Origin of the sequence: Faecalibacterium sp. I2-3-92 (assembly GCF_023347315.1) — a bacterium.
In the GTDB taxonomy this organism is placed as follows: domain Bacteria; phylum Bacillota; class Clostridia; order Oscillospirales; family Ruminococcaceae; genus Faecalibacterium; species Faecalibacterium duncaniae.
This window is the reverse complement of the sequence record NZ_CP094470.1, coordinates 1,725,936-1,749,752: the sequence shown is the minus strand read 5'-3', so window position 1 is coordinate 1,749,752 and position 23,817 is coordinate 1,725,936. Positions and strand designations below refer to the sequence as shown.

19 protein-coding genes, 1 rRNA gene and 1 other RNA gene are annotated in these 23,817 nt (G+C 59.8%); 17 read left to right on the top strand and 4 right to left on the bottom strand.

What is annotated here, in order from left to right:
* Positions 1 to 53 precede the first annotated feature (53 nt).
* From rplI to MTP42_RS08345, 8 genes are all read left to right on the top strand, one after another.
* Positions 54 to 509 carry a 50S ribosomal protein L9 gene (rplI, locus tag MTP42_RS08380; RefSeq protein WP_097770524.1) on the top strand — a complete coding sequence of 152 codons (456 nt, stop codon included), beginning with the start codon at positions 54 to 56 and terminating at the stop codon, positions 507 to 509.
* A gap of 83 nt (positions 510 to 592) precedes the next feature.
* Positions 593 to 1,996, top strand: coding sequence for a replicative DNA helicase (gene dnaB, locus MTP42_RS08375; protein WP_005931854.1), 1,404 nt, complete (start codon positions 593 to 595; stop codon positions 1,994 to 1,996).
* Positions 1,997 to 2,016: 20 nt separating this feature from the next.
* A complete protein-coding gene (gene tilS / locus MTP42_RS08370) occupies positions 2,017 to 3,459 on the top strand; it encodes a tRNA lysidine(34) synthetase TilS (protein ID WP_249257116.1) in 1,443 nt (480 codons plus the stop codon).
* The gene (gene hpt, locus MTP42_RS08365; RefSeq protein WP_097770522.1) at positions 3,446 to 3,991 is read left to right on the top strand and encodes a hypoxanthine phosphoribosyltransferase; all 546 of its coding nucleotides are present in this window, start codon (positions 3,446 to 3,448) and stop codon (positions 3,989 to 3,991) included. Before tilS ends, hpt begins: the two co-directional genes overlap by 14 nt.
* A gap of 95 nt (positions 3,992 to 4,086) precedes the next feature.
* Positions 4,087 to 6,153: an ATP-dependent zinc metalloprotease FtsH gene (gene ftsH / locus MTP42_RS08360; protein WP_097773754.1), complete on the top strand. Its 2,067-nt coding sequence runs from the start codon at positions 4,087 to 4,089 to the stop codon at positions 6,151 to 6,153.
* 18 nt (positions 6,154 to 6,171) lie between these two features.
* Positions 6,172 to 7,260 carry a hypothetical protein gene (locus MTP42_RS08355; RefSeq protein ID WP_156060904.1) on the top strand — a complete coding sequence of 363 codons (1,089 nt, stop codon included), beginning with the start codon at positions 6,172 to 6,174 and terminating at the stop codon, positions 7,258 to 7,260.
* A 59-nt stretch (positions 7,261 to 7,319) separates the two neighbouring features.
* Positions 7,320 to 8,135 carry a hypothetical protein gene (locus tag MTP42_RS08350; RefSeq protein WP_207697674.1) on the top strand — a complete coding sequence of 272 codons (816 nt, stop codon included), beginning with the start codon at positions 7,320 to 7,322 and terminating at the stop codon, positions 8,133 to 8,135.
* A 15-nt stretch (positions 8,136 to 8,150) separates the two neighbouring features.
* Entirely contained in the window at positions 8,151 to 8,996 is an 846-nt protein-coding gene (locus MTP42_RS08345) for an HAD family hydrolase (protein ID WP_186851366.1), read from the top strand.
* Between the two features lie 76 nt (positions 8,997 to 9,072).
* Here the strand turns inward: MTP42_RS08345 and MTP42_RS08340 are convergent, their stop codons facing one another.
* Positions 9,073 to 10,404: an MATE family efflux transporter gene (locus tag MTP42_RS08340; protein ID WP_207697673.1), complete on the bottom strand. Its 1,332-nt coding sequence runs from the start codon at positions 10,402 to 10,404 to the stop codon at positions 9,073 to 9,075.
* A gap of 264 nt (positions 10,405 to 10,668) precedes the next feature.
* Here MTP42_RS08340 and yfcE point away from each other — a divergent pair, with 264 nt between their 5' ends.
* The 3 genes from yfcE to MTP42_RS08325 all read left to right on the top strand — a co-directional run bounded on the left by yfcE (position 10,669) and on the right by MTP42_RS08325 (position 12,695).
* Positions 10,669 to 11,217 carry a phosphodiesterase gene (gene yfcE / locus MTP42_RS08335; RefSeq protein ID WP_227623015.1) on the top strand — a complete coding sequence of 183 codons (549 nt, stop codon included), beginning with the start codon at positions 10,669 to 10,671 and terminating at the stop codon, positions 11,215 to 11,217.
* Positions 11,218 to 11,443: 226 nt separating this feature from the next.
* On the top strand, positions 11,444 to 11,701 hold the full coding sequence (locus tag MTP42_RS08330) for a heavy-metal-associated domain-containing protein (RefSeq protein ID WP_227623016.1): 258 nt from the start codon (positions 11,444 to 11,446) through the stop codon (positions 11,699 to 11,701).
* A gap of 52 nt (positions 11,702 to 11,753) precedes the next feature.
* Positions 11,754 to 12,695: a ketopantoate reductase family protein gene (locus MTP42_RS08325; protein WP_227623017.1), complete on the top strand. Its 942-nt coding sequence runs from the start codon at positions 11,754 to 11,756 to the stop codon at positions 12,693 to 12,695.
* A gap of 63 nt (positions 12,696 to 12,758) precedes the next feature.
* Here MTP42_RS08325 and MTP42_RS08320 read toward each other — a convergent pair whose 3' ends face one another.
* From MTP42_RS08320 to MTP42_RS08310, 3 genes are all read right to left on the bottom strand, one after another.
* A complete protein-coding gene (locus MTP42_RS08320; protein ID WP_249257115.1) occupies positions 12,759 to 15,263 on the bottom strand; it encodes an ATP-dependent DNA helicase in 2,505 nt (834 codons plus the stop codon).
* 217 nt (positions 15,264 to 15,480) lie between these two features.
* Positions 15,481 to 16,566 (bottom strand): hypothetical protein, encoded by a 1,086-nt coding sequence (locus MTP42_RS08315; protein ID WP_098925150.1) that lies wholly within the window; start codon positions 16,564 to 16,566, stop codon positions 15,481 to 15,483.
* A 67-nt stretch (positions 16,567 to 16,633) separates the two neighbouring features.
* Positions 16,634 to 17,200, bottom strand: coding sequence for a uracil-DNA glycosylase (locus MTP42_RS08310; protein ID WP_156060918.1), 567 nt, complete (start codon positions 17,198 to 17,200; stop codon positions 16,634 to 16,636).
* Between the two features lie 197 nt (positions 17,201 to 17,397).
* Here MTP42_RS08310 and pta point away from each other — a divergent pair, with 197 nt between their 5' ends.
* The 6 genes from pta (at position 17,398) to MTP42_RS08280 (ending at position 23,663) form a co-directional block, all read left to right on the top strand.
* Complete coding sequence (gene pta, locus MTP42_RS08305) at positions 17,398 to 18,423, top strand: phosphate acetyltransferase (protein WP_005931805.1); 1,026 nt, start codon at positions 17,398 to 17,400, stop codon at positions 18,421 to 18,423.
* Between the two features lie 227 nt (positions 18,424 to 18,650).
* An RNA gene (gene ffs / locus MTP42_RS08300) (signal recognition particle sRNA small type) lies at positions 18,651 to 18,750 on the top strand.
* A 75-nt stretch (positions 18,751 to 18,825) separates the two neighbouring features.
* Complete coding sequence (gene dnaX, locus MTP42_RS08295; RefSeq protein WP_249257114.1) at positions 18,826 to 20,661, top strand: DNA polymerase III subunit gamma/tau; 1,836 nt, start codon at positions 18,826 to 18,828, stop codon at positions 20,659 to 20,661.
* A gap of 18 nt (positions 20,662 to 20,679) precedes the next feature.
* Complete coding sequence (locus MTP42_RS08290) at positions 20,680 to 21,018, top strand: YbaB/EbfC family nucleoid-associated protein (protein WP_005931599.1); 339 nt, start codon at positions 20,680 to 20,682, stop codon at positions 21,016 to 21,018.
* Between the two features lie 18 nt (positions 21,019 to 21,036).
* Entirely contained in the window at positions 21,037 to 21,636 is a 600-nt protein-coding gene (gene recR, locus MTP42_RS08285) for a recombination mediator RecR (protein WP_249257113.1), read from the top strand.
* A gap of 516 nt (positions 21,637 to 22,152) precedes the next feature.
* Positions 22,153 to 23,663 (top strand): 16S ribosomal RNA (locus tag MTP42_RS08280).
* Positions 23,664 to 23,817 lie beyond the last annotated feature (154 nt).

The following is a 23,817-nucleotide window of genomic DNA, read 5'->3' as shown; positions in this document are numbered from 1 at the left end:
ATACTAACCATAGAAATCCACCGGTTCCCCGGTGAGAAGTGAGGGATAACACCATGAAAGTGATTCTGAAGCAGGACGTAAAGGGCATTGGCAAGAAGGATGAGATCCATGAGGTCTCCGACGGCTACGCCCGCAACTTTCTGTTCCCGCGCAAGCTGGCCGCTGTGGCCGATGCTTCTGCGGTGAATATCGCACGCGGCAAGGAGGCCGCTGCGGATTTCCACGAGGCTGAAACTGTGGCCGCCGCACAGGCTGTGGCTGCAAAGATCGAGGGCAAGACCGTGACCATCAAGGCCAAGGGCGGCGCATCCGGCCGCCTGCACGGCAAGGTCACCGGCAAGGAAGTTGCCGAGGCTCTGGCCCAGCTGGCCGGTTCTCCCATTGATAAAAAGAAGATCGAGCTGGAGACCAAGGACATCAAGGATGCCGGTGTGTTCAACGCAAAGGTGCGCCTGCATGTCGGTGTCGTGGCTTCCTTCAAGATCATGGTGGAAGTAGAACAGGCCTGATTGAAATGCCATCTGCGCCCCCTGCCTTCAGGGGGCGTTTTTGGCGTTTTGGGAAGCTGGCCCAGTATGGAGGGGGATGAACCATGCCCAACGAACAACGACATTATTCCAATGAACTGAATCTGGAGAGTGTGGGCATCAATCTGCCCTACAATATGCAGGCCGAGCAGAGCGTGCTGGGCGCGGTGCTGCTCAAGCCTGAGACCCTGACCGATCTGGTGGAGATCATCCGGCCGGAAATGTTCTACACCCGGCAGAACGCCCAGATCTATTCTGAGATGCTGCGCCTGTTTACGGCAGACCAGACCATCGACTTTGTCACCCTGCTGGATGCCGTCATTTCCGATGGCGTGTTCCCCAGTGCGGACGAGGCAAAGGTCTACCTGACCGGTCTGGCTGAGACAGTGCCCAGCATCTCCAATGTGAAGGCTTACGCCCAGATCGTGCAGGAAAAGTATCTGGTGCGTCAGCTGATGGGCGTTGCCAAGGACATTCTGCAGGACGCGGGCGATGAGCCGGACGCTGACCTGCTGCTGGAAAACGCCGAGCAGCGCATCTACGAGATCCGCTCCGGGCGGGATTCCAGCGCGTTGACCCCGCTTTCCTCCAGCATGGTGGAGACGCTGACCAACCTGCAGAAGATCAGCGGCCCGGATGCCGACAAGTACAAGGGAATCCCCACCGGCTTCCGTCTGCTGGATACTGTTCTGACCGGCCTTGGCCGCGGCGACCTCATCATTCTGGCCGCCCGCCCCGGTATGGGCAAGACCAGTTTTGCGCTGAACATTGCCACCCGTGTTGCCATGCAGCAAAAGGTGCCGGTGGCCATTTTCAGCTTGGAAATGACCAAAGAGCAGCTGACCAACCGCATCCTTTCGGCGGAAGCAGGCATCGACAGCCAGGCTTTCCGCACCGGCGCCCTTCGCAGTGAGGACTGGGAGTATCTGGCACTGGCAACGGAAAAGCTCCACGATGCCCCCATCTATATGGACGACACCTCAGGCATCACCATCACCGAGATGAAGGCGAAGATCCGCCGGGTCAATCAGGACCCCACCCGCCCCAATGTGGGCCTGATCGTTATCGACTACCTGCAGCTGATGACCACCGGCCAGCGCAGCGAGAACCGTGTGCAGGAGATCAGCTCCATCACCCGAAACCTGAAGATCATGGCTAAGGAAATGAATGTGCCCATCATCGCGCTTTCTCAGCTGTCCCGTGCGGTGGAGAAGCAGGGCAACAACTCTTCTCACCGGCCCCAGCTGTCGGACCTGCGTGACTCCGGTTCCATCGAGCAGGATGCCGACTGCGTCCTCTTCCTTTACCGTGATTCCTACTACGCCAGCCAGAACCCCGATGGGGCAGAGGTGGATGCCGATACCGCGGAGTGCATCGTGGCAAAGAACCGCCACGGCGAGACCAGCACGGTGCCGCTGGGCTGGGATGGCGCACACACCCGCTTTATGGATGTGGACTTCAAACGCTGATGAACGACGAAACATCAAAATTGATCGCAAAAGTAGAACGCTTTGCCCGGCAGGAGCAGCTGTTTGCGCCTGCGGAGCCGGGCCGGGCTCTGCACCTGTGCGCTGCCGTTTCGGGCGGGGCCGACAGCATGGCGCTGCTGCAGGTGCTGCTGGAACTGCGGGAAGCTTTTGGGTATCCCCTTACGGCCTGCCATGTCAACCATGGCCTGCGGGGTGAGACTGCGGACCGGGACGAAGCCTTTGTCCGGGCCGAGTGTGCCCGGCTGGGGGTGCCGCTGACAGTCTTCCGCCCGGCAGATGTGGGAATGGCTGTGCCGCCCCATGCCGGGGAGGACTGGGCCCGCAGACTCCGCTATGCCTGCTTTGCCCAACTGCTGGCAGGCGGGATAGACTGCATTGCAACGGCCCATACTGCTACTGACCAGGCCGAGACCCTGCTGTTCCGGCTGGCCCGGGGCACCGGGCTGCACGGGGCAGGGGGCATCCGGCCCAGGCGGCCCGGCTACTGCCGCCCGCTGTTGGGGCTGACCCGGGCCGAGACCGAAGCGCTCTGCGCCGCCTTCGGGCAGGTGTGGGTGACGGACGAGACGAACGAGTCCGATGCCTACGCCCGCAACCGCCTGCGCCATGGGGCCGTTCCGGCCCTGCGCAGCGTCAACGATGCGGCAGAGGAAAATCTGGCCCACTTCTGCGAAAAGGCGGCCCGCGCGGATGCCTACTTTGCCAGGCAGGCAGAACAGCTGCTTTCTGGCGCACGTCTGGATGCAGCCCAGACTGCCCGCAAGGCCCCGAAAGCCCAGGCGGCATGGCGGCTGGAGCCGCTGCAGGGCGCTGACCCGCTCATTCTGGAAGCGGCGCTCCACAGCCTTGTTGCCCCGGTGCGGGATGCCGAGGAAAAGTACATCCGCCTGCTGGCAGAGCTGGTGGAGCAGGGGAGCGGGGCGGTGCAATTGACCGATACGGTCCGTTTCTGCGCAGGCAGCGGGATGCTCTGGCAGGAAAAGAGTCGGCCGGAAGCGGCTGCGGCCCCTGCGTTTTCGCTGCCGTTTGCCCCTGCCGATGGGGCAGAATTTGCCTTGCCCGGGGGCCAAACCCTGAAAACACGGCTTTTTGTAAGCGGTTTTCGAGAAAAAACACAGGGTGTTCATAAAAAAGACTTAAAAAATCGGGCGGATTATGCTAGAATAACCTTGTTATATTCTGCCCTTACGCTGCGCACCCGTCAACCGGGAGACCGGTTCCGGCCTGCGGGGCGGGGGCTGAGCAAGCCCCTGCGCAAATGGATGAATGAGGCAGGCATTCCTGCCGGAATACGAGAGGGCCTGCCGCTGCTGGCGGCGGGCAGTGAGATCCTGTGGGTCTGTGGGGAGGGCTTTGCCGAGGGGCTGGCCCCGGACGAGGAGACTGTACAGATCTTGCAGTTGGAATTGGAAAATGGAGGAACAACCCATGAGCATGAATGACGATATCAAGAACATCCTGGTCAGTGAGGAAGCACTGAAAGCCAAGGTTGCCGAACTGGGTGCACAGATCAGCAGGGATTACGAGGGCAGAAACCTTGTCCTCGTCTCCATCCTCAAGGGTTCGGTGGTCTTTATGGCCGACTTGATGCGGGCTGTGACCATCCCCTGCAGCATTGATTTTATGGTCGTGTCCAGCTACGGCGGCAGCAATACCACCACCAGCGGTCTGGTCAAGATCATCAAGGATCTGGACGGCGACCTTTCCGGCAAGGACGTGCTGATCGTGGAGGACATTCTGGATACCGGTGTCACCCTTTCCAAGCTGGTGCCCATGCTCAAGATGCGCAACCCGAATTCCGTGAAGATCTGCACCATTCTGGACAAGCCCAGCCGCCGCAAGGCCGACATCCAGCCCGATTACGAGGGCTTCCAGGTGCCGGACGAGTTTGTGGTGGGCTATGGTCTGGACTACGATGAGAAATACCGCAACCTGCCCTATGTGGGTGTGCTGAAACCGGAAATCTACGCATAACAAAAACGAATTAGAACTGGAGTTGATTCCTTTTGCAACCGAAACGACCTCGCTTTAATCCCCTGATCCTGGCGCTGGCCCTGGCCGGTGTCCTGATGATCTGGTCGGTGCTGGGCACCAGCGACAGCAGTACCGGCGGCTCCACCATGAGCTACTCGACTGTGGTGCACTACTTTGAGAACAATCAGGTCACAGCCTTTACGCTGGACCGCAACACCAGCATCATCACCCTGACGCTGAAGGAGGGCAAGCAGGAGCTGCCCGAAACCACAGGTGCCACCGCTGCCACACAGGCCTCCGGCGGTCTGCTGAGCAATCTGTTCTCCTCCTCCACCTCTTCCGTGGGGGCGACCAGAAACGATGACGGCACGGTGACGGTGCGCTACAAGCTGCCCTACGCCTATGTGTTCATCGAGAACGTCCAGCAGTATATCGATTCCTACGACGCAGCCAACCCCACCGCGCCCATGGAGTACGATTACACAACCCTGAAGGAGTCCATCCCCTGGATGGAGATCCTGTTCTACCTGGGAATGCTGGGCTGCACCGGCTTCCTGCTCTTCTCCATGATGCGCGGCGGCGCTGGCGGCGGCGGTATTATGAACGTGGGCAAGGCCAAGGTGAAGGACGAGCACGAGAACAAAAAGACCGCGACCTTTGCTGACGTTGCCGGTGAGGACGAGGAAAAGGAAGAGCTGAAGGAGGTCGTGGAGTTCCTCAAGAGCCCCGACAAGTTCAACACGCTGGGTGCCCGCATCCCCCACGGCGTTTTGCTGGTGGGCCCTCCGGGTACCGGTAAGACCCTGCTGGCCCGTGCCTGTGCCGGTGAGGCGGGGGTGCCCTTCTACTCCATTTCCGGCTCCGACTTCGTGGAAATGTATGTCGGTGTCGGCGCGTCCCGTGTGCGTGACCTGTTTGATAAGGCCAAAAAGACCATGCCCTGCATCATCTTCATCGATGAGATTGATGCCGTGGGCCGTCAGCGCGGCGCAGGTCTGGGCGGCGGCCACGACGAGCGGGAGCAGACCCTGAACCAGCTGCTGGTCGAGATGGACGGCTTTGAGGCCAACGATGGCGTCATCGTGATGGCAGCCACCAACCGTGCCGACATTCTGGATAAGGCCCTGCTCCGTCCGGGCCGCTTTGACCGTCAGGTCTATGTGGGCCTGCCCGATGTCAAGGGCCGCGAGGAGATCCTCAAGGTCCACACCAAGAATAAGCCTCTGGCTCCCGATGTCTCCCTCAGGGTCATCGCACAGCGCACCGCAGGTTTTGCGGGTGCTGACCTGGAGAACCTGGTCAATGAGGCCGCTCTGCTGGCTGCCCGCCGCAGCCGCAAGGCCATCACCATGGAGGATATCGAGGAAGCTTCCATGAAGGTCATGGCAGGCCCTGAGAAGAAGAGCCGTGTTGTGACTGCCGAGGAAAAGAAGCTGACCGCTTACCATGAGGCGGGCCACGCCGTGGCAGGCTTCTATTGCAAGCACCACCCCCGCGTGCACGAGATCACCATCATTCCCCGCGGCCAGGCTGGCGGCTACACCATGTATCTGCCCGAAAAGGATCGAAGCTATGTGACCAAGGGTGAGATGTTCGAGGATATCGTTTCCAGCCTGGGCGGCCGTGTGGCCGAGCAGCTGATCCTGGAGGATATCTCCACCGGTGCCTCCAACGACCTGCAGCAGGCAACCAACATTGCCCGCCAGATGATCACCAAGTACGGCTTCTCCGAGCGCCTGGGCCCTGTGGTCTACGGCACTTCGCAGGAGGAGACCTTCCTGGGCCGTGATTTCACCCAGGGCAAGGGCTACAGCGAGAGCACCGCTGCCGAGATCGACGGCGAGATGCGGGATATCATCGATGAGGCTTACGAGACCTGCCGCCGCACCCTGACGGAGCACATCGACCAGCTCCATGCGCTGGCACAGGCTCTGATGGAACGCGAAAAGCTCAACGAGAAGGAGTTCAACACCGTGATGGCTGGCGGCAAGCTGCCCCCGCGTGACGGCGACGAGCCTGCACAGGAACCCGCCGCACCGGCGGCCCCTGTGGAGACCGCAGAGCCTGCCGAGAGCGCAGAGCCCGCTGAACAGGCGGAGCAGGCTGTGCTGGGTGAGGAAATGCCCGACCCGGCGCAGGATGCCCCGCAGGAAAACGAATGATCGAAGGGAGCGAGTGTCGTGGAGGAAAATTTTAACCCGGTCGCACGCACCCGGGCCAACTATTATACCCCGGGCAGCCCGGTGCAGTTCGTCTGTGTGGAACTGCTCAAGGGCGAACTCAGCGGCGAGAACGCAGTCTGCCTGACCTTCAAGAACATCTCCAAGGTTACCCTGACTGCGCTGGAGATCCACTTCAAGTGTAAGGGTGTGGACGGTATCATCCTGTGTGAGGATGCCTTTGAATACCGCGAGATCGAGGTCAAGCCCGGTGAGAGCTTTGGCATGGACGATGCCGTGTTCGTGACCCAGAAGGCCATCACCAGCGTGGATGTGGTCCTGAAGAACGTATACAGCGGCAAAAAGGTCGTGCATCTGGATGCCATCAAGCGCGTCCGCCTGCCTGCCCCGCGCCGCCTGAGTCCGGAGCTGGAAAAGGCACTGGAGAGCCGGATGAACCGCACCGGCCTCAAGTATATGCCGCAGGTGTTCGAGAACGGCTGGTACTGTGCCTGCGGTTCCTTCCACCCGAAGGAAGAGGACACGGTCTACTGCACCGAGTGCGGCTGTGACCGCATCCTGCTGCAGAACGCCCTGAACACCCTGCTGCAGCCCGGCCAGAAGGCCGCCCCTGCAGAGCAGGCCCCGGCGGCGGAGGCCACCCGCGTGATGAGCGCCGCTCCGCAGGAAGAGCCGACCCGCATCGTGGCCAGCGCGCCGGTGCAGGCAGAACCCACCCGGGTCATCCCGACGGCCCGCCCGGCAGAGCCTGTCGGCGCTCCGACCAGCTTTGCACCGCCGGTGGAACACACCCCTGCTCCGGAAGCAGAGCCTACCCGGGTGCTGGATGCCGCCACCCGCGCGGCGTTCCCCGGCAGCGGTGCAGCGGCTGTGGATGACGAGGGCACCCGTGTGATGCCTGCTGCCCGCCGTGCCGCCCCGGCCCGCCAGCCGGAACCCGAGGTGGAGCAGTACGATGAGGAGGACGATGCGGAAGAGAGCCGCGACGGCATTGCCGAGACCCTCGTCCGCTGGGTCCCGCCCATCACCGCCATCGTCTGCGCAGGCATTGCGCTGTGGGGCTTCGTCTATTATCAGTTTATGATGTAAATGAATGACGGAGGAGGCTGCGCTTCCTCCGTTTTTTGGTTGTACGAAGGAGAAACGTTATGCCTGACGAAGCACTGCAAACCGCTTTTGAGATCAAAACTACCTGCGATGAGATCAGCCGCAAGCTACTGCGCTGGCACTGGGAGAACAAGCCCGGGGAGCACAGCCTGGGAGCCCTGCTGGATCACATCCGTACCCGCCAGCAGGAGAGCCCCGAATATTATGACCGTCTGCCCGATCTGGCGGGCCGAAACAGCTGGCAGCAGCTGGATACTACCCTGTGTATGCGGGTGCTGCTGGACCCCGAAAAGGATGCTGCGCACCAGCTGGATCTGCTGGGCAATACGGAGCACCCTGCTGCTGCCCGCCGGGCCTGCAACGCGGTGCGCACTGCCCGCAATGAAGCGGCCCATGCTTCTGACCGCACGGCGGCTGCGCAGGCGGCGATCCTCTTCAACGAGGCCGTGGAAGCACTGGAAGAGGGCTATGCGGGCGCGCCCCTGCGCACCAGTGAGCTGGGCCAGTATTACCGGCTGGCTGAGGATTACCTGAGCCGCTGCGGGGCCAAAAAGCCCATTGCGTCGGCGGCCCCGGAAGAGAAAGCACCCCGCGCTGCAAAGTCCGGCCAGAGCACTGCGGGCAGGAAAAAAGAGGGGACTTCCGGCAGTGCTTCCCGCCGCAGCAGCACAAAGCAGAACACGAGCGGCCGCAGCTCCGGCGGCAGATCCCAGAACCGGAAGCAGGGCGGCAGCCGGAACAGCCGTGCCCGGGCCAGGCAGAAGCAGAAACAGGCCAACCGCACCGTTCTGCTGGTATTGCTGGCGATCCTGGCCGTGGGTCTGCTGATTCGCGGCTTTACCATGAACTGGCAGTGAAAGAGTGAGGGAACTATGAAGCAAAAACTGATTTTTCTGGATATTGACGGTACTTTGCTGCCGCCCGGTGAGATGACCGTTCCGGCCAGTGCCGTGGAGGCCATCCGGCAGGCCCGGGCCAACGGCCACAAGGTGTTTCTGTGCACCGGCCGTAACCTGCGCATGACGAAGCCGCTGCTTGCCTACGGTTTCGATGGCTTTGTCTGCTCTGCAGGCGGCTATGTAGGCTGTGATGGGAAAATTCTCGTGGATCTTCCCATGGAGCCTGCGCAGGTCGAGGGCCTGCGGGAGGTGCTGGGGCGTGCCGGTGCCGAGTGTACACTGGAAGCCCGGGATGATACTTACGGCGGCATCAGGATGATCGAGCGGTTCGCCCATTTGTTTCCCCGCAAGCCGGGGCAGCTGAACAGCGAGGCCGAGCGCTGGCGCAAAACGATGGAGTATGGCTTGACCATCCGGCCCATTGAGGAATACCACGGGGAGCCGGTTTACAAGGTGGTGTTCATCGCCCCCAACGAGGCCTGCCTTGCTGAGGCGAAGCAGCTGTATGAGGATCAGTTCATCTTCTGCGAGTCCCGGCTGGGGGATAACCCGTCGGCCATCGTCAACGGGGAGCTCATCAACCGCAAGTTCAACAAGGGCACCGGCATCAAGGCCATCTGCGATGAGCTGGGGTGTTCGCTGGCCGATACCATCGGCTTTGGCGACAGCGACAATGACCTGCAGATGACCGATGTGGTAGGCATCAGCGTTTGCATGGCCAACGGCTCTGACAACCTGAAAAAGCTCTGCGACCGCATCTGCCCGGCTGTGACGGAGGACGGCGTGGCAAGGGAGCTCAAAACTCTGGGCCTGATCTGAGAGCAGCCTTCCACAAAAGAAGAGATGATAACAAAAAATTCCCGCTCCATCGAGCGGGAATTTTTGTTAGAGAGGATTATTTCTGATGGACTGCCTTGTGATATACCGCATAGGCGATCACGGCAGAGAGGGCCTCTGTGATCCAGAAGGCGTGCCAGACACCGGTAGGGCCCATGCGGCCGCACAGCACCCACGCAATGGGCATGATGAAGATGATGTAGCGGCAGAGGGAGATGACCAGCGAGGGCACGCCCTTGCCCAGACCCTCCAGTGCGCCGGAGGAGGTGGTAGACACTGCCGAGACGATGAATCCCAGGCAGATGATCCGCAGGGCGGTCTGGCCGATGACGATGGTCTCGGGGTTAGAGGTGAACAGACCCATCAGCGGGCCTGCAATGGTCAGGCAGAGCAGGGTGCCAATGGCCATGATCCCAGCGCTCAGGCCCAGTGTCAGGTTGTAGAGCCTGGACACACGGCCATGCTCCCGGGCACCGTAGTTGTAGCCCACCAGCGGGCGCATCCCCTGCACGATGCCGTTGGCCGGCAGGTAAAGGAAGGTCTGGAGCTTGTAGTAGATGCCCAGCACCGTCACATAGCTCTGGGAGTAGACCGCCAGCAGGCCGTTCAGGAAGGTGACCAGCAGGCTGGGCAGGGCCAGATTCAGGATGGCCGGTACACCGATGGCATAGAGCTTGCCGTCAAGGGCGGCATCGAACCGCAGGCAGCGGCGGGAGAAGCGGACGGCGACTTCGGTGGTGCAGTAGACATAGAGGTAGACCACAAGAGAAACGGCCTGCCCGATGCCGGTGGCAAGGGCCGCACCTGCAATGCCCAGGGCGGGCACCGGCCCAAGGCCGAAGATGAGGACCGGGTCGAGGGCGATGTTGGTCACGCAGCCGGTGATCAGCGCCACCATGGCAACGTTCATCCGGCCAACGGACTGGAAGATCTTCTCAAAGGCGAGGTCTGCCATGTTGACCAGCGAGAACAGGAACACGATGGTGGAGTAGGTCACGCCCATGTCCACCAGAGCGGGATCGGTAGTGAAGCGGCGCAGGAAGCCGGGCATAATGGCAATGCAGAGGACCATGCCCAGCACACCGTGCAGCAGGGAAAACATCATGCCGTGGGTGGCGGCCCGGTTGGCGTTTTCGTGGTCGCCTGCGCCGAGGTAGAGCGCGATCTGGGCATTGATGCCGATGCCGAAGCCGATGGCCACTGCATTGACAAAGTTCTGGATGGGAAACACCAGCGAAAGCGCCGTCATGGCCTGCTCGCTGATCTGGGCCACAAAGAGGCTGTCCACGATGTTGTACAGGCTGTTCACCAGCATCGAGATGACGTTGGGCAGGGCCATGGAGAGCAGCAGCGGGAATACCGGTCTGGTTTTCATAAAAGTATCGTTCATTTTCATTGCTCCTGAGGGTCAGATTTGGATTTGAAGGCAAAGCAAAAGCCACACAATGGCTTTTGTACCATTGTGTGGCGAAAAGTTGCAGAATGCTGTAAAAATCCACACGATATTTTATTGGTTCAAAGATACCACATCACAGGGATACTTGTCAAGGACTTTTTAAAATAAAAGTATGACTTTTTACAACGGGTCCTTGCCCTTGACAAGGGGCGCGGCGGCGGTAAAATAAGAACAGAACGCACAAAAGGAGGATCTGCCATGAAATGGATGATCGCGTCAGACCTGCACGGGTCGGCTTACTACTGCCGCAAAATGCTGGAGGCCTTTGAGCGGGAGGGAGCCGACCGGCTGTTCCTGTTGGGCGACCTGCTCTACCACGGCCCCCGCAACGACCTGCCTCGAGAGTACGCCCCCAAGGAGGTCATCCCCCTGCTGAACGGGAAAAAGGAGGTGCTGCTCTGCGTGCGGGGCAACTGTGATGCCGAGGTGGACCAGATGGTGCTGGAATTCCCCGTGCTGGCCGATTACGCGGTGCTTCCGGTGGGGCAGCGACTCATTTATGCGACCCACGGGCATATCTATCATGTGAAAAATCTGCCGCCGCTGGCCCCGGGAGATGTACTGCTGCATGGGCATACCCATGTTCCGGCCTGGACAGAGTTCGGGCAGGGAAATCTTTACCTGAATCCGGGTTCTGTGAGCATCCCCAAAGAGGACAGCCCCCACAGCTACATGACCCTGGAAGAAAACACGATGCAATGGAAAGAGCTGGAAAGCAGCGCTGTTTTCCATGAACTGACCCTTTGATAAAGTCCCCCGGCCGGTTTTGCGGGCAGCTTGAAATTTGCCCACCGGTATGGTATGATAAAACTGAAAACAGATCGGCAAAGTTCCGCAGAGCAGTGCTGTGCGGGGCAGGAGCCTTTTTGTTTCTGCAATGAGTTAGCTAAAACTAACAAAATGACGAAAACAGCGGGCTGGACTTGTGCAGTTTGACAGGGGTGCCCGCAGATACAGTATGGAGGGAACAACAATGGTAGAAACGATCCTGAGGGTCGATGGCATGATGTGCGGTATGTGCGAGAGCCACATCAATGATGTGGTACGCAAGACCGCCCGGGTGAACAAGGTGACTTCTTCCCACACCAAGGGCGAGACGGTCATCGTCTCGGAGGAGCCGGTGGATGTGGAGGCGCTGAAGGCTGCCATTGCCGAAACGGGCTACACCGTGACAGGCGTGCAGACCAGGCCCTATGAGAAAAAGGGCTTCTTCTCGTTCCTGAAAAAGTAACAGCCCGGTGTTTCTGGCCGGGCTGATCATGCAAAACAGGAGGTATCTCGTTATGAGGATCTTGGTGTACGGCGCAGGCGTTCAGGGCTGTCAGCTGGCCCACAGTCTGGCACAGAACAAGAAAAATGTGGTCACCCTGCTGGCCCGGGGCGAGTGGAAGGAGGTCATCGACCAGAAGGGCCTGACCATCCGCCACATGCTCCAGCGGAAAACAACGGTGGATCGGATGCGGACGACAGATGTGCTGGCCCCCGAGGATGTGTATGACCTTGTGTTTGTCACGGTGCAGGCCGGGCAGCTGGCCGATGTGCTGCCCATCCTCAAGGCAAACCGGAGCCAGTACTTCATCTTTGTGGGCAATGATCCCTATGCGCAGGAGATGCTGCAGGCCATGCAGCGCCCGGTGGATAAGATCGCCTTTGGTTTCCAGAACAATGCAGGCCGCCGGGAGCATGACCGGCTGGTCAGTGTGCACATGGGGATGGGAATGACCGTCGGCGGAGCAACCGCACCCCTGTCCGGCGCGTTCCGCCTGCGGCTGCAGGCTGCCTTTGAGGGAACTCATTACAAGCTGACCTATTACAGCGATATGGACGAGTGGCTCAAGAGCCACATCGCCTTTATCCTGCCCTGCGCCTATGCCTGCTATGCGGTGGATGGGGAACTTTCCCGCACCACAGTGGAACAGCGCAGGATGATCGTGGATGCAGCCTGGGAGTGCTGTGAGATGCTGAAATCGGCAGGTGTACCTGTGAATGATGCGGAGAACACCGACCGCTACCGCGAGGGCACCAAACAGCGGAAAAAGACCGAGCGGATGGTCTACTGGATGGCGCAGACGGTCGTTGGGAAGTGGTGCATTTCGGATCACGCCATGCGTGCGGTGAGCGAGATGCAGTATCTGGATGAAGCGTTTGCCGCCCTGCGCGCCACCACATTGGTGGAGATGACTGCCTGGGATGAACTGCGCAGATCCCTGCCCAGAAAGAAGTAAGAGCCGGAAAATGTCCGGAGCATGAGAAAAAGCCTGTCGGTTTTTGCGCTGACAGGCTTTTTTCTATTGGTTCCGTGCCCAGAAGGCGGCAAGCTGCTGCTCCAGCTCTGTGGTGCTGCGCAGGTATTGGAGCTGGTGCCAGTGGCGGGGGAACAGGCGGGTGTATTCGGCGCGGGCAAAGCGGTCATCCAGCAGAAGCACTACACCCCTGTCTTCCTGCGTGCGGATGACCCGGCCCGCCGCCTGCAGCACCTTGTTCATGCCCGGAAAGCGGTAGGCGTAGTCGAAACCGGTGCCGCCCGCCTCGTCATAGTAGCGGCGCAGGATCTCCTGCCGGGGGTTTACCTGAGGCAGGCCCACCCCCACGATGGCACACCCGATGAGCCGGTCGCCCACCAGATCCACGCCCTCGCCGAAGATGCCGCCCATGACCCCGAAGCCCAGCAGCGTTTTTGCGGGGCTTGGGCCGAACTGTTCCAGAAAGGCCGCCCGGGCCGCGTCGTCCAGACCACTCTCCTGGGCCAGCGTCCCGATGTCCGGGTAACGGGCGGTGAAGTCCTCATATGCCTGCCGCAGATAGGCGTAGCTGGGGAAAAAGGCCAGATAGTTGCCCACCTTGGCCCGGGCCAGTGCAGCCAGTGCATCCGAGACGGCCTGCACGCTGGCCTCCCGGTCCCGGTAGCGGGTGGAGATGCCGGGCAGGCAGTAGAGCCCCAAATGTTCGGGCGGAAACGGGTTTTCCAGAGCCACGGCCCGGGCATCGGGACAGCCCAGCACGGAGCGATAGTAGCCCGGCGGGGTGAGCGTTGCGCTGAACAGTGCCGCAGCCCGCCCGGCGGCAAGGCTGGCATCCACAAAGGGGGCAGGGTCAAGGCAGAGCAGTTCCCATTCCAGCTCGCTGCCCCGGGCTGTCAGCTGGGTGACAAAATGCGCGTCGTACCGTTCTGCCGCCCGGGTGATATCCTGCACCGCAAAGTAGAGCTCGAGCAGCTGGGCGTGGGCATCGGCCTCCGGGTTGGCCTCCAGCCAGTCCTGCAGAGGGGCCTGCAGGCTAAACAGCAGTCGGAGCAGTTCCTTCGGCAGCTCTTGCAAAAAGACCGTGCCATCCCGCGCCAGCAAAGGCTCCGGCAGCGGGAAGGCGGCTTCTGCCGGTTCGGTGTCCAGAAGGCTGGTCTGCCGGGTGAGATCCTCCGTCGGCGGTTCGGTGGGCGCTGAACCCCGGCGGGGGGCCAGCTTCGTTACCGCCCGCCGTGCTTCCAGAAAGCCCCTGTCTGCCTTTGTCAACGCGGTTTTCAGTGCGCTTTTTCCTTTGCCGATGGCCCGTCTGGCATCGGTCAGGCTGCTTTTGCAGAACCGTGCCGAGTACATGGCTCTGGCCCGGTCCGGCAGGTTGTGGGCTTCGTCGATGAGAAAAATGTAGTCGCCCGCCGCATCGAAAAAGCGCCGCAGGTGCACGGTGGGGTCGAACAGATAGTTGTAGTCTCCGATGACTACGTCACACCACTCGCTCAGGTCCAGCCCCAGCTCAAAGGGGCAGACCCTGTGCCGCCGGGCGGTCTCGGTCAGGGCGGCCCGGTCATAGGGGACGGCGCTGTCCAGCAGGTCGGCCAGCGCATCCTTCAGTCGCTCGTAGTAGCCGTTGGCGTAGGGGCAGGCTTCCGGCAGGCAGGCGGGACGGCCCTCAGCATCCTTGCACAGGCAGGCCTTCTCCTTGGCCGAAAGGGTCACGCTGCGCAGGGAAAGCGCCGGGTCTGCCGCCCGCAGACGGGCCAGTGCATCCTCAGCAGCGGCCTGTGTCGTGTTGCGGGCGGTCAGGTAGAAGATCTTTTCCCCCTTGCCCTCGCCCATGGCTTTCAGGGCAGGGAAGAGGGCACTCATCGTTTTGCCGATGCCGGTGGGTGCCTGGCAGAACAGCCGGGTACCGCCCCTCTGCTCTGCCTTGCCCGCAGCACAGGCGCGATAGACCTCCCCGGCAAGGGCACGCTGCCCGGGACGGTAGGCCGGAAACGGAAATTGCAGGGCCCCAAGGCTCCGGTTCCGGGCTTCCACCCAGTCCAGCTGCCGCCGTGCCCAGGGAAGATACTGCCGCAGCAGGTCGTTGAGAAACGCATCCAGCTCAGCGGCAGAGAAGTGCCGGGTATAGCGGATGATCTCATCGGTGTCGATCTGGTAATAGGTCAGCCGGACATCCAGTGTTTCCAGCTCCCGCTGTTCGGCGCAGATGGCCCCGTAGACCATGCCCTGCGCCCAGTGGCAGGGGTTCATGTCCTCCGTGATGGCATCGGCGGGCGCGGCGGTGGTCTTGATCTCGTCGATGACCACCGTGCCGTCCTCATCGGTAAAAATGCCGTCGGCACGGCCCTCGATGGTGAACCCGATTCCCTCCATCGTCCGCTCTGCCGTGAGGAATACCTCAGCGGCGTAGCCTTCACCCGCCGCCTTCTGGAGCCTGCGGTGGATGCGTGCGCCCTCGTTGGCACGGTCAAAGCCGGTAAAGCGGCTGTCAATGCTGCCGGTGCGGAGCAGGAACTCCACCAGCTCCCGGACAGAGAGACGGATGGTTGGCATGGGGTTCACTTCCTTTCAGGTTGTGCACAGTATGTTGGGAAACTAAACCCCTCAGTCTCGCTATCGCTCGCCAGCCCCCCTAATAGTGGGGCCTCTGGCGTTACGTAAAGTTTTTTGGGGTTCCCCTTTACGCACAAACTACATCGCTTTGCCAAGGCCGCCCCTACTAGGGGCGGTGGCAGCCCAAAGGGCTGACGGTGGGGTTTAACAGCAGGGCCTACCCGAGACCCAGGATCTTTTGACAATTTGCTGCAACAGCATTCACCTGGTCAAAATCCACGGCGGCCCGGTAATAAGTTTCCAGCTCATCATGGCAGTTCTTGGCCTGAGCCATCAGAGCGACAGCCTGGTCGATGAGCTCGGAGGCGGCACGGTCGTTGAAGCGCAGGCGGGCGCGGAAGCCGGACAGGTTCTCCCGGTCCACAAAGCGGGTGCAGCGCACGGCCTGTACGCCGGGCAGCTGGATGGGATGCCAGAGGTTGTCGGTCAAAAAAGCCAGCCGCAGGGCCGGGATGAAGATGTGGTCGATCTGATCTTCAGGGTGCATGGCACAGGGGCAGGTGATGATGTGGTAGCCCCGGGCCAGCGCTTCGGCCCGGATGAGTTCCAGCAGCAGGCGGGAGACCGCCCCGTAATCATCCCGGAATACCACATACCGGTCGGCCAGCGCTTCTACCGTGCCCCGGTAGAATACCATCCCCTTGGGGGTGATGGCTGAGAGCAGCCGCAGCTCCTCGCTGGCGGTGCCCTCGGTGCGGGGAAGCAGCCGGGTGCAGAGCCGCTTGACGTAGCGGCGCACCTTTTCAAAGTTGGCGCTGCAGGCCTCGGCCCGGCGGCTGTCCAGCATCAGGCTGCCCGCCGATGCGATATACCGGGCTGCCCGGCCCCGCAGAGCGGCATTCCGGGCAAACAGGGCCTTGACCTCGTCCCGGTGGGGAGCCAGCTTTCCGGCATCGATGGTGTGGTACAGGCTCACCACCAGCTCATCAGCCCCGGGCGCGTCCGGCTCCACCACGTGGGGCGCGGTGGCATCGATGATGGCGCGCTTTTGGTCGAGGAAGATGACCCCGTCCAGACTGTCCGGGTCGCTGGCACAGTGGATCTTTTCGATGCGCTGGCCCTGCTGCTCGGCGGCCTGGGCCAGATGCTTCATCAAGGTGGATTTGCCGCATCCCGGCCCGCTTTTGATGAGAAGCATCTGCATTCCGGGCTCCCGGCGCAGCGGTTCAAAATAACCCTTGAAGCCCGCCGGTGTGGTGGCCCCCAGAAAGAAATCGGGGGAACGGCTTTGGATCGTTTTCATATCAGAACACCTCACTTTTGCTTTAGGGTATGCAAAAATGAAGGAAGATGATACTTGGACGGAGGGGTTAATAGGTATGCAGACAGACTTCGTTTATTTTATCCCGCAGAGCCACAAAATCCGCAAAGGCGGCGGGCTTGTTCTGCGCCTGCCGGAGCAGGGCAGCGGGGTGGAAGGTGCCCATGAACCACACGCCGTTCTTTTGCACAAAGGTGCCGTGCTCCTTGGTCACGGAGAAATCGGTGCGGATCATCCGCTGGGAGGCGATGCGGCCCAGGCAGACCACGATCTTTGGCTGCAGCAGCTTGAACTGTTCCCGGAGCCATGGCATACAGGCCTCGCTCTCGGTGGGCAGCGGGTCGCGGTTCTGGGGCGGGCGGCACTTGACGATGTTGGCAATGTAGCAGTTTTTGCTCCGGTCCAGATCGATGGCAAACAGGTATTTGTCCAGAAGCTGGCCGCTGCGGCCCACAAAGGGCAGGCCCTGCTCGTCCTCGCTCTGGCCCGGGCCTTCGCCCACGAACAGCACCTCGGCAGTCTGGACACCCTGCCCGAACACCACATGGGTGCGGTCAGTGCACAGCTCACATCTGCGGCAGGCAAGGCACTCGGCCTTTAATGTATCCCAATCCATAGCAGTTTGATCTCCTTGCAACTGAATGATAATTTATTCACAAATAAAAAATGGTTTTCTCCTAAAATAATAGCACAAAAAGCCAATTTTGTCTTGAACTTTTTGCCGGGTGTGCTAGAATAAAAGAGAAAGGCATCCTTGTGTCCAACAGGCACCCGGATGTGAATATTGGATAGTTAATTCGGAGGTAATCAACAATGGCTGATATGTTCGCACCGCTGGTAGCACAGCTGAAGGCAAACCCCAAGACGATCGTTTTTACCGAGGGCAATGACCCCCGCATCCTGGAGGCAGCCAGCAAGCTGCTGGCCGAGGGCGTTCTGAAGGTTGTCATGGTGGGCAACGAGGCTGAGTGCAAGGCCGCTGCTGCCGCAGGCAATTTTGATATTTCCGCTGCTGAGATCATTGACCCTGAGAACTACGCAGGTTTCGACGAGATGGTGAACACCATGGTCGAGCTGCGCAAGGGCAAGCAGACCGCTGAAGAGTGTACCGCAATGCTGAAGAAGTCCAACTACTTCGGCACCATGCTGGTCAAGATGGGTAAGGCTGACTGCCTGCTGGGCGGTGCTACTTACTCCACCGCCGATACCATCCGCCCCGCTCTGCAGCTGGTCAAGACCAAGAAGGGCGCACACCTGGTGAGCTCCTGCTTCATTCTGGACCGTGACTTTGGCGAAGAGGGCCTGAAGCGCATTGCCATGGGCGACTGTGCTGTCAACATTGATTACACCGATACCGTTGATAAGGCTACCGGCGAGGTCAAGATCGCTGCATCCGCAAAGCTGGCTGAGGTGGCCGTTGAGACTGCCAAGACCGCAAAGCTGTTCGGCATCGATCCGAAGGTTGCAGTTCTGAGCTTCTCCACCAAGGGTTCCGGCAAGGGCGGCACCGTTGCTCTGAGCCATGACGCTACCATCAAGGCTCAGGAGATGGACCCCGAGCTGGCTGTGGACGGCGAGCTGCAGTTTGACGCTGCCGTTGCTCCCGAAGTTGCACAGGTCAAGTGCAAGGGCAGCAAGGTCGCTGGCCAGGCCAACACCTTCATCTTCCCCTGCATTGAGGCCGGCAACATCGGCTATAAGATCGCTCAGCGTCTGGGTGGCTACGCTGCCTACGGCCCCATTCTGCAGGGCCTGAACGCACCCATCAACGACCTGTCCCGTGGCTGCAACGCTGACGAGGTCTATAAGATGAGCCTGATCACTGCCTGCCAGTCCTAACTTTTATTCAGCACTCTGCCCCTTCTGGTGTAATGCCGGAAGGGGCTTTTGTTTTGCATGTTGTTTGATGGTTTTGCCAAAGGCTCCCCCTTTGGGGGAGCTGGCGCAAAGCGCCTGAGAGGGTGAGCCCGCTGCCGGGGCTTGCATTCTCTCCCGAAACATGCTATAATAATCAAGCACAAAATGTGCCATGCCGGACAGCGCCTGCTGCGTGGTTCGGCATACGGATGCGGGCCCTGTACGATGGGGCCGCTGTGAACCAGGTCAGGTGGGGAACCAAGCAGCCTTAAGCGGTGTGTCCCGTGCGTTTCAGTCAGCCTGCATCCGTATGCCGAGTTACGCAAGGCGGGGGTCAAACCCCGTCAGCGCTGCCCGGCTTTTTTGTTGAAAGGGGAGAAGCGGATGTATCGAGCCCTGTACCGCAAGTGGCGGCCCCAGCGGTTTGAGGATGTGGTGGCCCAGCGCGGCATCGTGACCGCACTGCGCAACCAGATCGCCACAGGCCGTGTGGGCCACGCTTATCTGTTTACCGGCGTGCGCGGCACCGGCAAGACCACCTGTGCCAAGATCTTTGCCAAGGCAGTCAACTGCCTGCATCCCCAGAACGGTGACCCCTGCGGTGAGTGCGAGATCTGCAGGGGCATCGACAACGGCAGCATTCTGGACGTGGTGGAGATGGACGCGGCCTCCAACAACGGCGTGGACGATATCCGTGATCTGCGTGATGAAACAGCCTACACCCCCAGCGCCTGTCATTATAAGGTATATATCATCGACGAGGTGCACATGCTCTCCACGGCAGCGTTCAATGCCCTGCTGAAAACGCTGGAGGAGCCGCCCGCCCACGTCATCTTTATTCTGGCGACCACGGAGATCCAGAAGGTTCCCGCCACCATCCTTTCCCGGTGCCAGCGGTACGATTTTACCCGCATCGGCCCCGAGGATATCGCCCAGCGTGTGGAGTACATCGCCGGGCAGGAGGGACTGGAGCTGTCCGGCGAGGGGGCGGAGCTCATCTCCCGCCTTGCCGATGGTGCCATGCGAGACGCGCTGTCCATTCTGGATACCTGTGCCGGTGTCACGGCAAAGATCGATGCGGACGTTGTCCGCCGGATGGCAGGCGTGACCGACCGGAGCTATCTGTTCCATATTTCGGATGCGCTGGAAGCGCAGGATGCCGCCGCGGCACTGGCACAGCTGGCTCAACTGCGCCAGCAGTCGGTGGATGTGAAGCGGCTGACCGAGGAGCTCATTGCCCATTACCGTGCGCTGATGCTGGCGGCCCTGCCCGGCGGGCAGGCACTGCTCTCGGGTGTATCTCCGGAAGAGGAAAAGCTCTATCTGGAAAAAGGCCCCCGGATGGGGCAGCGGGAGGCGATCCGGGCCATCCGGGCTCTGGGCAACGCTCTGGAGCACATGACCCGTGGCAGTGACCAGCGGATAGAGCTGGAACTGGCCCTGTTCAGCCTTTCGGAGCCGCCCCAGCAGGTGGCGGTACAGGCTGTGTCCGCCGCCAGGCCTGCGGTCCCTGCACAGGAGGCCCCCAGACCGTTTGCGTCGGCACCGGTCAAACCTTTTGTAAGTGCACCGGCGGCATCGGCTCCCGTGCAGGAACCTTCTGTGGAACCGACATCGATGCAGCAGTCTGAGCCGGAACCGTCCAAGGCAGAAGCAGCAGCTTCTGCGGAAGAAGAGCTGCCGCCCCTGCCGGAGGAACCGCCGGTGACTTCGGAGGCCCCGCCCCCCTGGGACGAGCCGACCCCGGCTGCGCCGCCGCAGAGAGAAGCACCTCCGGCTCCTGCGCAGGAAGTGCCTGCGGTCCAGCCTCAGCCGGAGCCCAAGCCGGAATATACGGCTGACCCGGCGCTGAACAAGCCCCGCAAGGTGGCGGCAGAGGGAATCAATCCCTTCCCGCAGTGGGCGGAGGTCATCAAGCTCCTGCAGGAGCAGGATCCCATGCTCTACACCTACCTGAAAAAGTCCAAGGGCTACTTTGATGGTACCCGGGTGCTTATCGATGGCGGAAAGACCTTCCGGGATTTTATCCGCGCCAACAAGGAAAGCCAGAAGCTCATCAAAAAGCTGATCGCACAGGTGTCCGGTGTGGCGGTGCCCATCGGCCCCTATGAATCCAAGACGGTCAATCGCGCTTCGGCCAACGCCGAGGAATCCCTCCGCAAGCTGGAACAGCTGGGGCTGGAGGTGTCGATTGAGGATAGTGAACGCAAAAAACGATAAATAAAAGGAGAACCAACCATGAAAGCAAGAATGCCCGCAGGCTTCGGCCGCCCCGATATGAACTCCCTGATGCGTCAGGCCCAGAAGATGCAGGAAGATATGAAGGCCAAGCAGGCAGAGCTGGAAGCTGCCGAGTACACCGGCAGTGCATCCGGTGAGATGGTCACTGTGAAGATGAACGGCAAGCACGAGGTGCTGAGCATCACCATTAAGCCTGAGGCCGTGGACCCCGATGATATTGAGATGCTGGAAGACCTGGTGGCTGCTGCTGTCAATGCAACCGTCAAGCAGGTGGATGAGACTGCCGAGGCCGAAATGGGTAAACTGACCGGCGGTCTGAACATTCCCGGTCTTTGATCAAAGTGGAGGAGCACCATGGGTTATAATGCAGCCCCGCTGGAAAAGCTGATCGAAGAATTCAGCAAGTTCCCGGGCATTGGGCGGAAGGGTGCGACCCGGATGGCCTATCAGGTACTGAGCATGTCGGATCAGGATGCCGCCGCACTGGCGGGTGCGATCCAGAACGCCCACACCAAGCTCCACCGCTGCCGTGTCTGCCAGAATTATACCGAAGCCGAGCTCTGCCCCATCTGTGCCAGTGCCAAGCGGGACCGCTCTGTCATCTGTGTGGTGGAAACGCCCCGTGACGTGCAGGCGTTTGAGCACACCCGGGAGTACCATGGAATGTACCATGTGCTCCACGGTCTCATCAGCCCCATGGATGGCATCGGTGCCGAACAGCTGACGGTCAAGGAACTGCTGGCCCGTCTGGGGGACGGTGAAGTGAAGGAAGTGATCATGGCCATGAACCCCACCGTTGAAGGTGAGGCAACGGCCATGTATCTGGCAAAGCTCATCAAGCCCCTGGGCATCAAGACCACCCGTCTGGCCTATGGCCTGCCCGTGGGTGCCAGCCTGGAGTATACCGATGAGACGACCCTGTATCGGGCGCTGTCTGGCCGGGGAGAACTGTGATCATTTGTATTTCAAAGCCCTGCGTTTGCGCGCGGGGCTTTGTGCTGTTTATGGGATAAAAAAGAAACACCCGGCCGGGGCAATGAAACAAATTCAAGAAATATAGAAAAAACTCAAAAAAGATGCAAAAAAGTGTTGACAGAAGGGCGGGGATGTGGTATTATACTTGAGCGCCAAGGGCCGCCGGAAAGAATGACTTCTGAAAGCGGCGGAAGCAAAGCGAAAGAACCAATATGGATACGTTGAAAAACGAGCCACAAGTTCGAAAAGATCGAAAAGCTTCTAAAAAAGTGCTTGACAAAAAATCACTTCTGTGGTAAAATAATCAAGTCGTCAGCCGCTAAGGCTGAGGCGCACAGGACCTTGAAAATTGAACAATATCGAAAAACTTGTAACGGAACCTATTTTCGTGTTGGAAAAACACGTAAAACAATTCCAAACAAAGTAATTCACACAGGACGCAAGCGATTGCGTGCTGAGCGAAACGATTTAACACTTTTTAAGTGATAAATATCATTTATAAAGAGTTTGATCCTGGCTCAGGACGAACGCTGGCGGCGCGCCTAACACATGCAAGTCGAACGAGCGAGAGAGAGCTTGCTTTCTCGAGCGAGTGGCGAACGGGTGAGTAACGCGTGAGGAACCTGCCTCAAAGAGGGGGACAACAGTTGGAAACGACTGCTAATACCGCATAAGCCCACAGGTCGGCATCGACCAGAGGGAAAAGGAGCAATCCGCTTTGAGATGGCCTCGCGTCCGATTAGCTAGTTGGTGAGGTAATGGCCCACCAAGGCAACGATCGGTAGCCGGACTGAGAGGTTGAACGGCCACATTGGGACTGAGACACGGCCCAGACTCCTACGGGAGGCAGCAGTGGGGAATATTGCACAATGGGGGAAACCCTGATGCAGCGACGCCGCGTGGAGGAAGAAGGTCTTCGGATTGTAAACTCCTGTTGTTGAGGAAGATAATGACGGTACTCAACAAGGAAGTGACGGCTAACTACGTGCCAGCAGCCGCGGTAAAACGTAGGTCACAAGCGTTGTCCGGAATTACTGGGTGTAAAGGGAGCGCAGGCGGGAAGACAAGTTGGAAGTGAAATCTATGGGCTCAACCCATAAACTGCTTTCAAAACTGTTTTTCTTGAGTAGTGCAGAGGTAGGCGGAATTCCCGGTGTAGCGGTGGAATGCGTAGATATCGGGAGGAACACCAGTGGCGAAGGCGGCCTACTGGGCACCAACTGACGCTGAGGCTCGAAAGTGTGGGTAGCAAACAGGATTAGATACCCTGGTAGTCCACACCGTAAACGATGATTACTAGGTGTTGGAGGATTGACCCCTTCAGTGCCGCAGTTAACACAATAAGTAATCCACCTGGGGAGTACGACCGCAAGGTTGAAACTCAAAGGAATTGACGGGGGCCCGCACAAGCAGTGGAGTATGTGGTTTAATTCGACGCAACGCGAAGAACCTTACCAAGTCTTGACATCCTGCGACGCACATAGAAATATGTGTTTCCTTCGGGACGCAGAGACAGGTGGTGCATGGTTGTCGTCAGCTCGTGTCGTGAGATGTTGGGTTAAGTCCCGCAACGAGCGCAACCCTTACTGTCAGTTACTACGCAAGAGGACTCTGGCAGGACTGCCGTTGACAAAACGGAGGAAGGTGGGGATGACGTCAAATCATCATGCCCTTTATGACTTGGGCTACACACGTACTACAATGGCGTTAAACAAAGAGAAGCAAGACCGCGAGGTGGAGCAAAACTCAGAAACAACGTCCCAGTTCGGACTGCAGGCTGCAACTCGCCTGCACGAAGTCGGAATTGCTAGTAATCGTGGATCAGCATGCCACGGTGAATACGTTCCCGGGCCTTGTACACACCGCCCGTCACACCATGAGAGCCGGGGGGACCCGAAGTCGGTAGTCTAACCGCAAGGAGGACGCCGCCGAAGGTAAAACTGGTGATTGGGGTGAAGTCGTAACAAGGTAGCCGTAGGAGAACCTGCGGCTGGATCACCTCCTTTCTAAGGAGTCAGGCAGATGGAAGAACATCGAAGATGGTCGACCATCTGGAACAGGTGACAGATACAAGCAGAGTAGATATTGTTCGATTTTGAGGGCCCTGAAAAGGACACTCAAAGACGTACCTTGAAAACTGAATAATAACTGCGAAACAAA

What these genes read in the sequence shown, in the direction of transcription:
- hpt (WP_097770522.1), top strand. Translation starts at nt 3,446, where the DNA reads ATGAGCATGAATGACGATATCAAGAACATCCTGGTCAGTGAGGAAGCA.
- MTP42_RS08350 (WP_207697674.1), top strand. Translation starts at nt 7,320, where the DNA reads ATGCCTGACGAAGCACTGCAAACCGCTTTTGAGATCAAAACTACCTGC.
- MTP42_RS08340 (WP_207697673.1), bottom strand. Translation starts at nt 10,404, where the DNA reads ATGAACGATACTTTTATGAAAACCAGACCGGTATTCCCGCTGCTGCTC.
- dnaX (WP_249257114.1), top strand. Translation starts at nt 18,826, where the DNA reads ATGTATCGAGCCCTGTACCGCAAGTGGCGGCCCCAGCGGTTTGAGGAT.
- ftsH (WP_097773754.1), top strand. Translation starts at nt 4,087, where the DNA reads ATGATCTGGTCGGTGCTGGGCACCAGCGACAGCAGTACCGGCGGCTCC.
- recR (WP_249257113.1), top strand. Translation starts at nt 21,037, where the DNA reads ATGGGTTATAATGCAGCCCCGCTGGAAAAGCTGATCGAAGAATTCAGC.
- MTP42_RS08330 (WP_227623016.1), top strand. Translation starts at nt 11,444, where the DNA reads ATGGTAGAAACGATCCTGAGGGTCGATGGCATGATGTGCGGTATGTGC.
- rplI (WP_097770524.1), top strand. Translation starts at nt 54, where the DNA reads ATGAAAGTGATTCTGAAGCAGGACGTAAAGGGCATTGGCAAGAAGGAT.
- dnaB (WP_005931854.1), top strand. Translation starts at nt 593, where the DNA reads ATGCCCAACGAACAACGACATTATTCCAATGAACTGAATCTGGAGAGT.
- yfcE (WP_227623015.1), top strand. Translation starts at nt 10,669, where the DNA reads ATGAAATGGATGATCGCGTCAGACCTGCACGGGTCGGCTTACTACTGC.
- MTP42_RS08320 (WP_249257115.1), bottom strand. Translation starts at nt 15,263, where the DNA reads ATGCCAACCATCCGTCTCTCTGTCCGGGAGCTGGTGGAGTTCCTGCTC.
- MTP42_RS08290 (WP_005931599.1), top strand. Translation starts at nt 20,680, where the DNA reads ATGAAAGCAAGAATGCCCGCAGGCTTCGGCCGCCCCGATATGAACTCC.
- MTP42_RS08310 (WP_156060918.1), bottom strand. Translation starts at nt 17,200, where the DNA reads ATGGATTGGGATACATTAAAGGCCGAGTGCCTTGCCTGCCGCAGATGT.
- MTP42_RS08315 (WP_098925150.1), bottom strand. Translation starts at nt 16,566, where the DNA reads ATGAAAACGATCCAAAGCCGTTCCCCCGATTTCTTTCTGGGGGCCACC.
- MTP42_RS08325 (WP_227623017.1), top strand. Translation starts at nt 11,754, where the DNA reads ATGAGGATCTTGGTGTACGGCGCAGGCGTTCAGGGCTGTCAGCTGGCC.
- MTP42_RS08345 (WP_186851366.1), top strand. Translation starts at nt 8,151, where the DNA reads ATGAAGCAAAAACTGATTTTTCTGGATATTGACGGTACTTTGCTGCCG.
- pta (WP_005931805.1), top strand. Translation starts at nt 17,398, where the DNA reads ATGGCTGATATGTTCGCACCGCTGGTAGCACAGCTGAAGGCAAACCCC.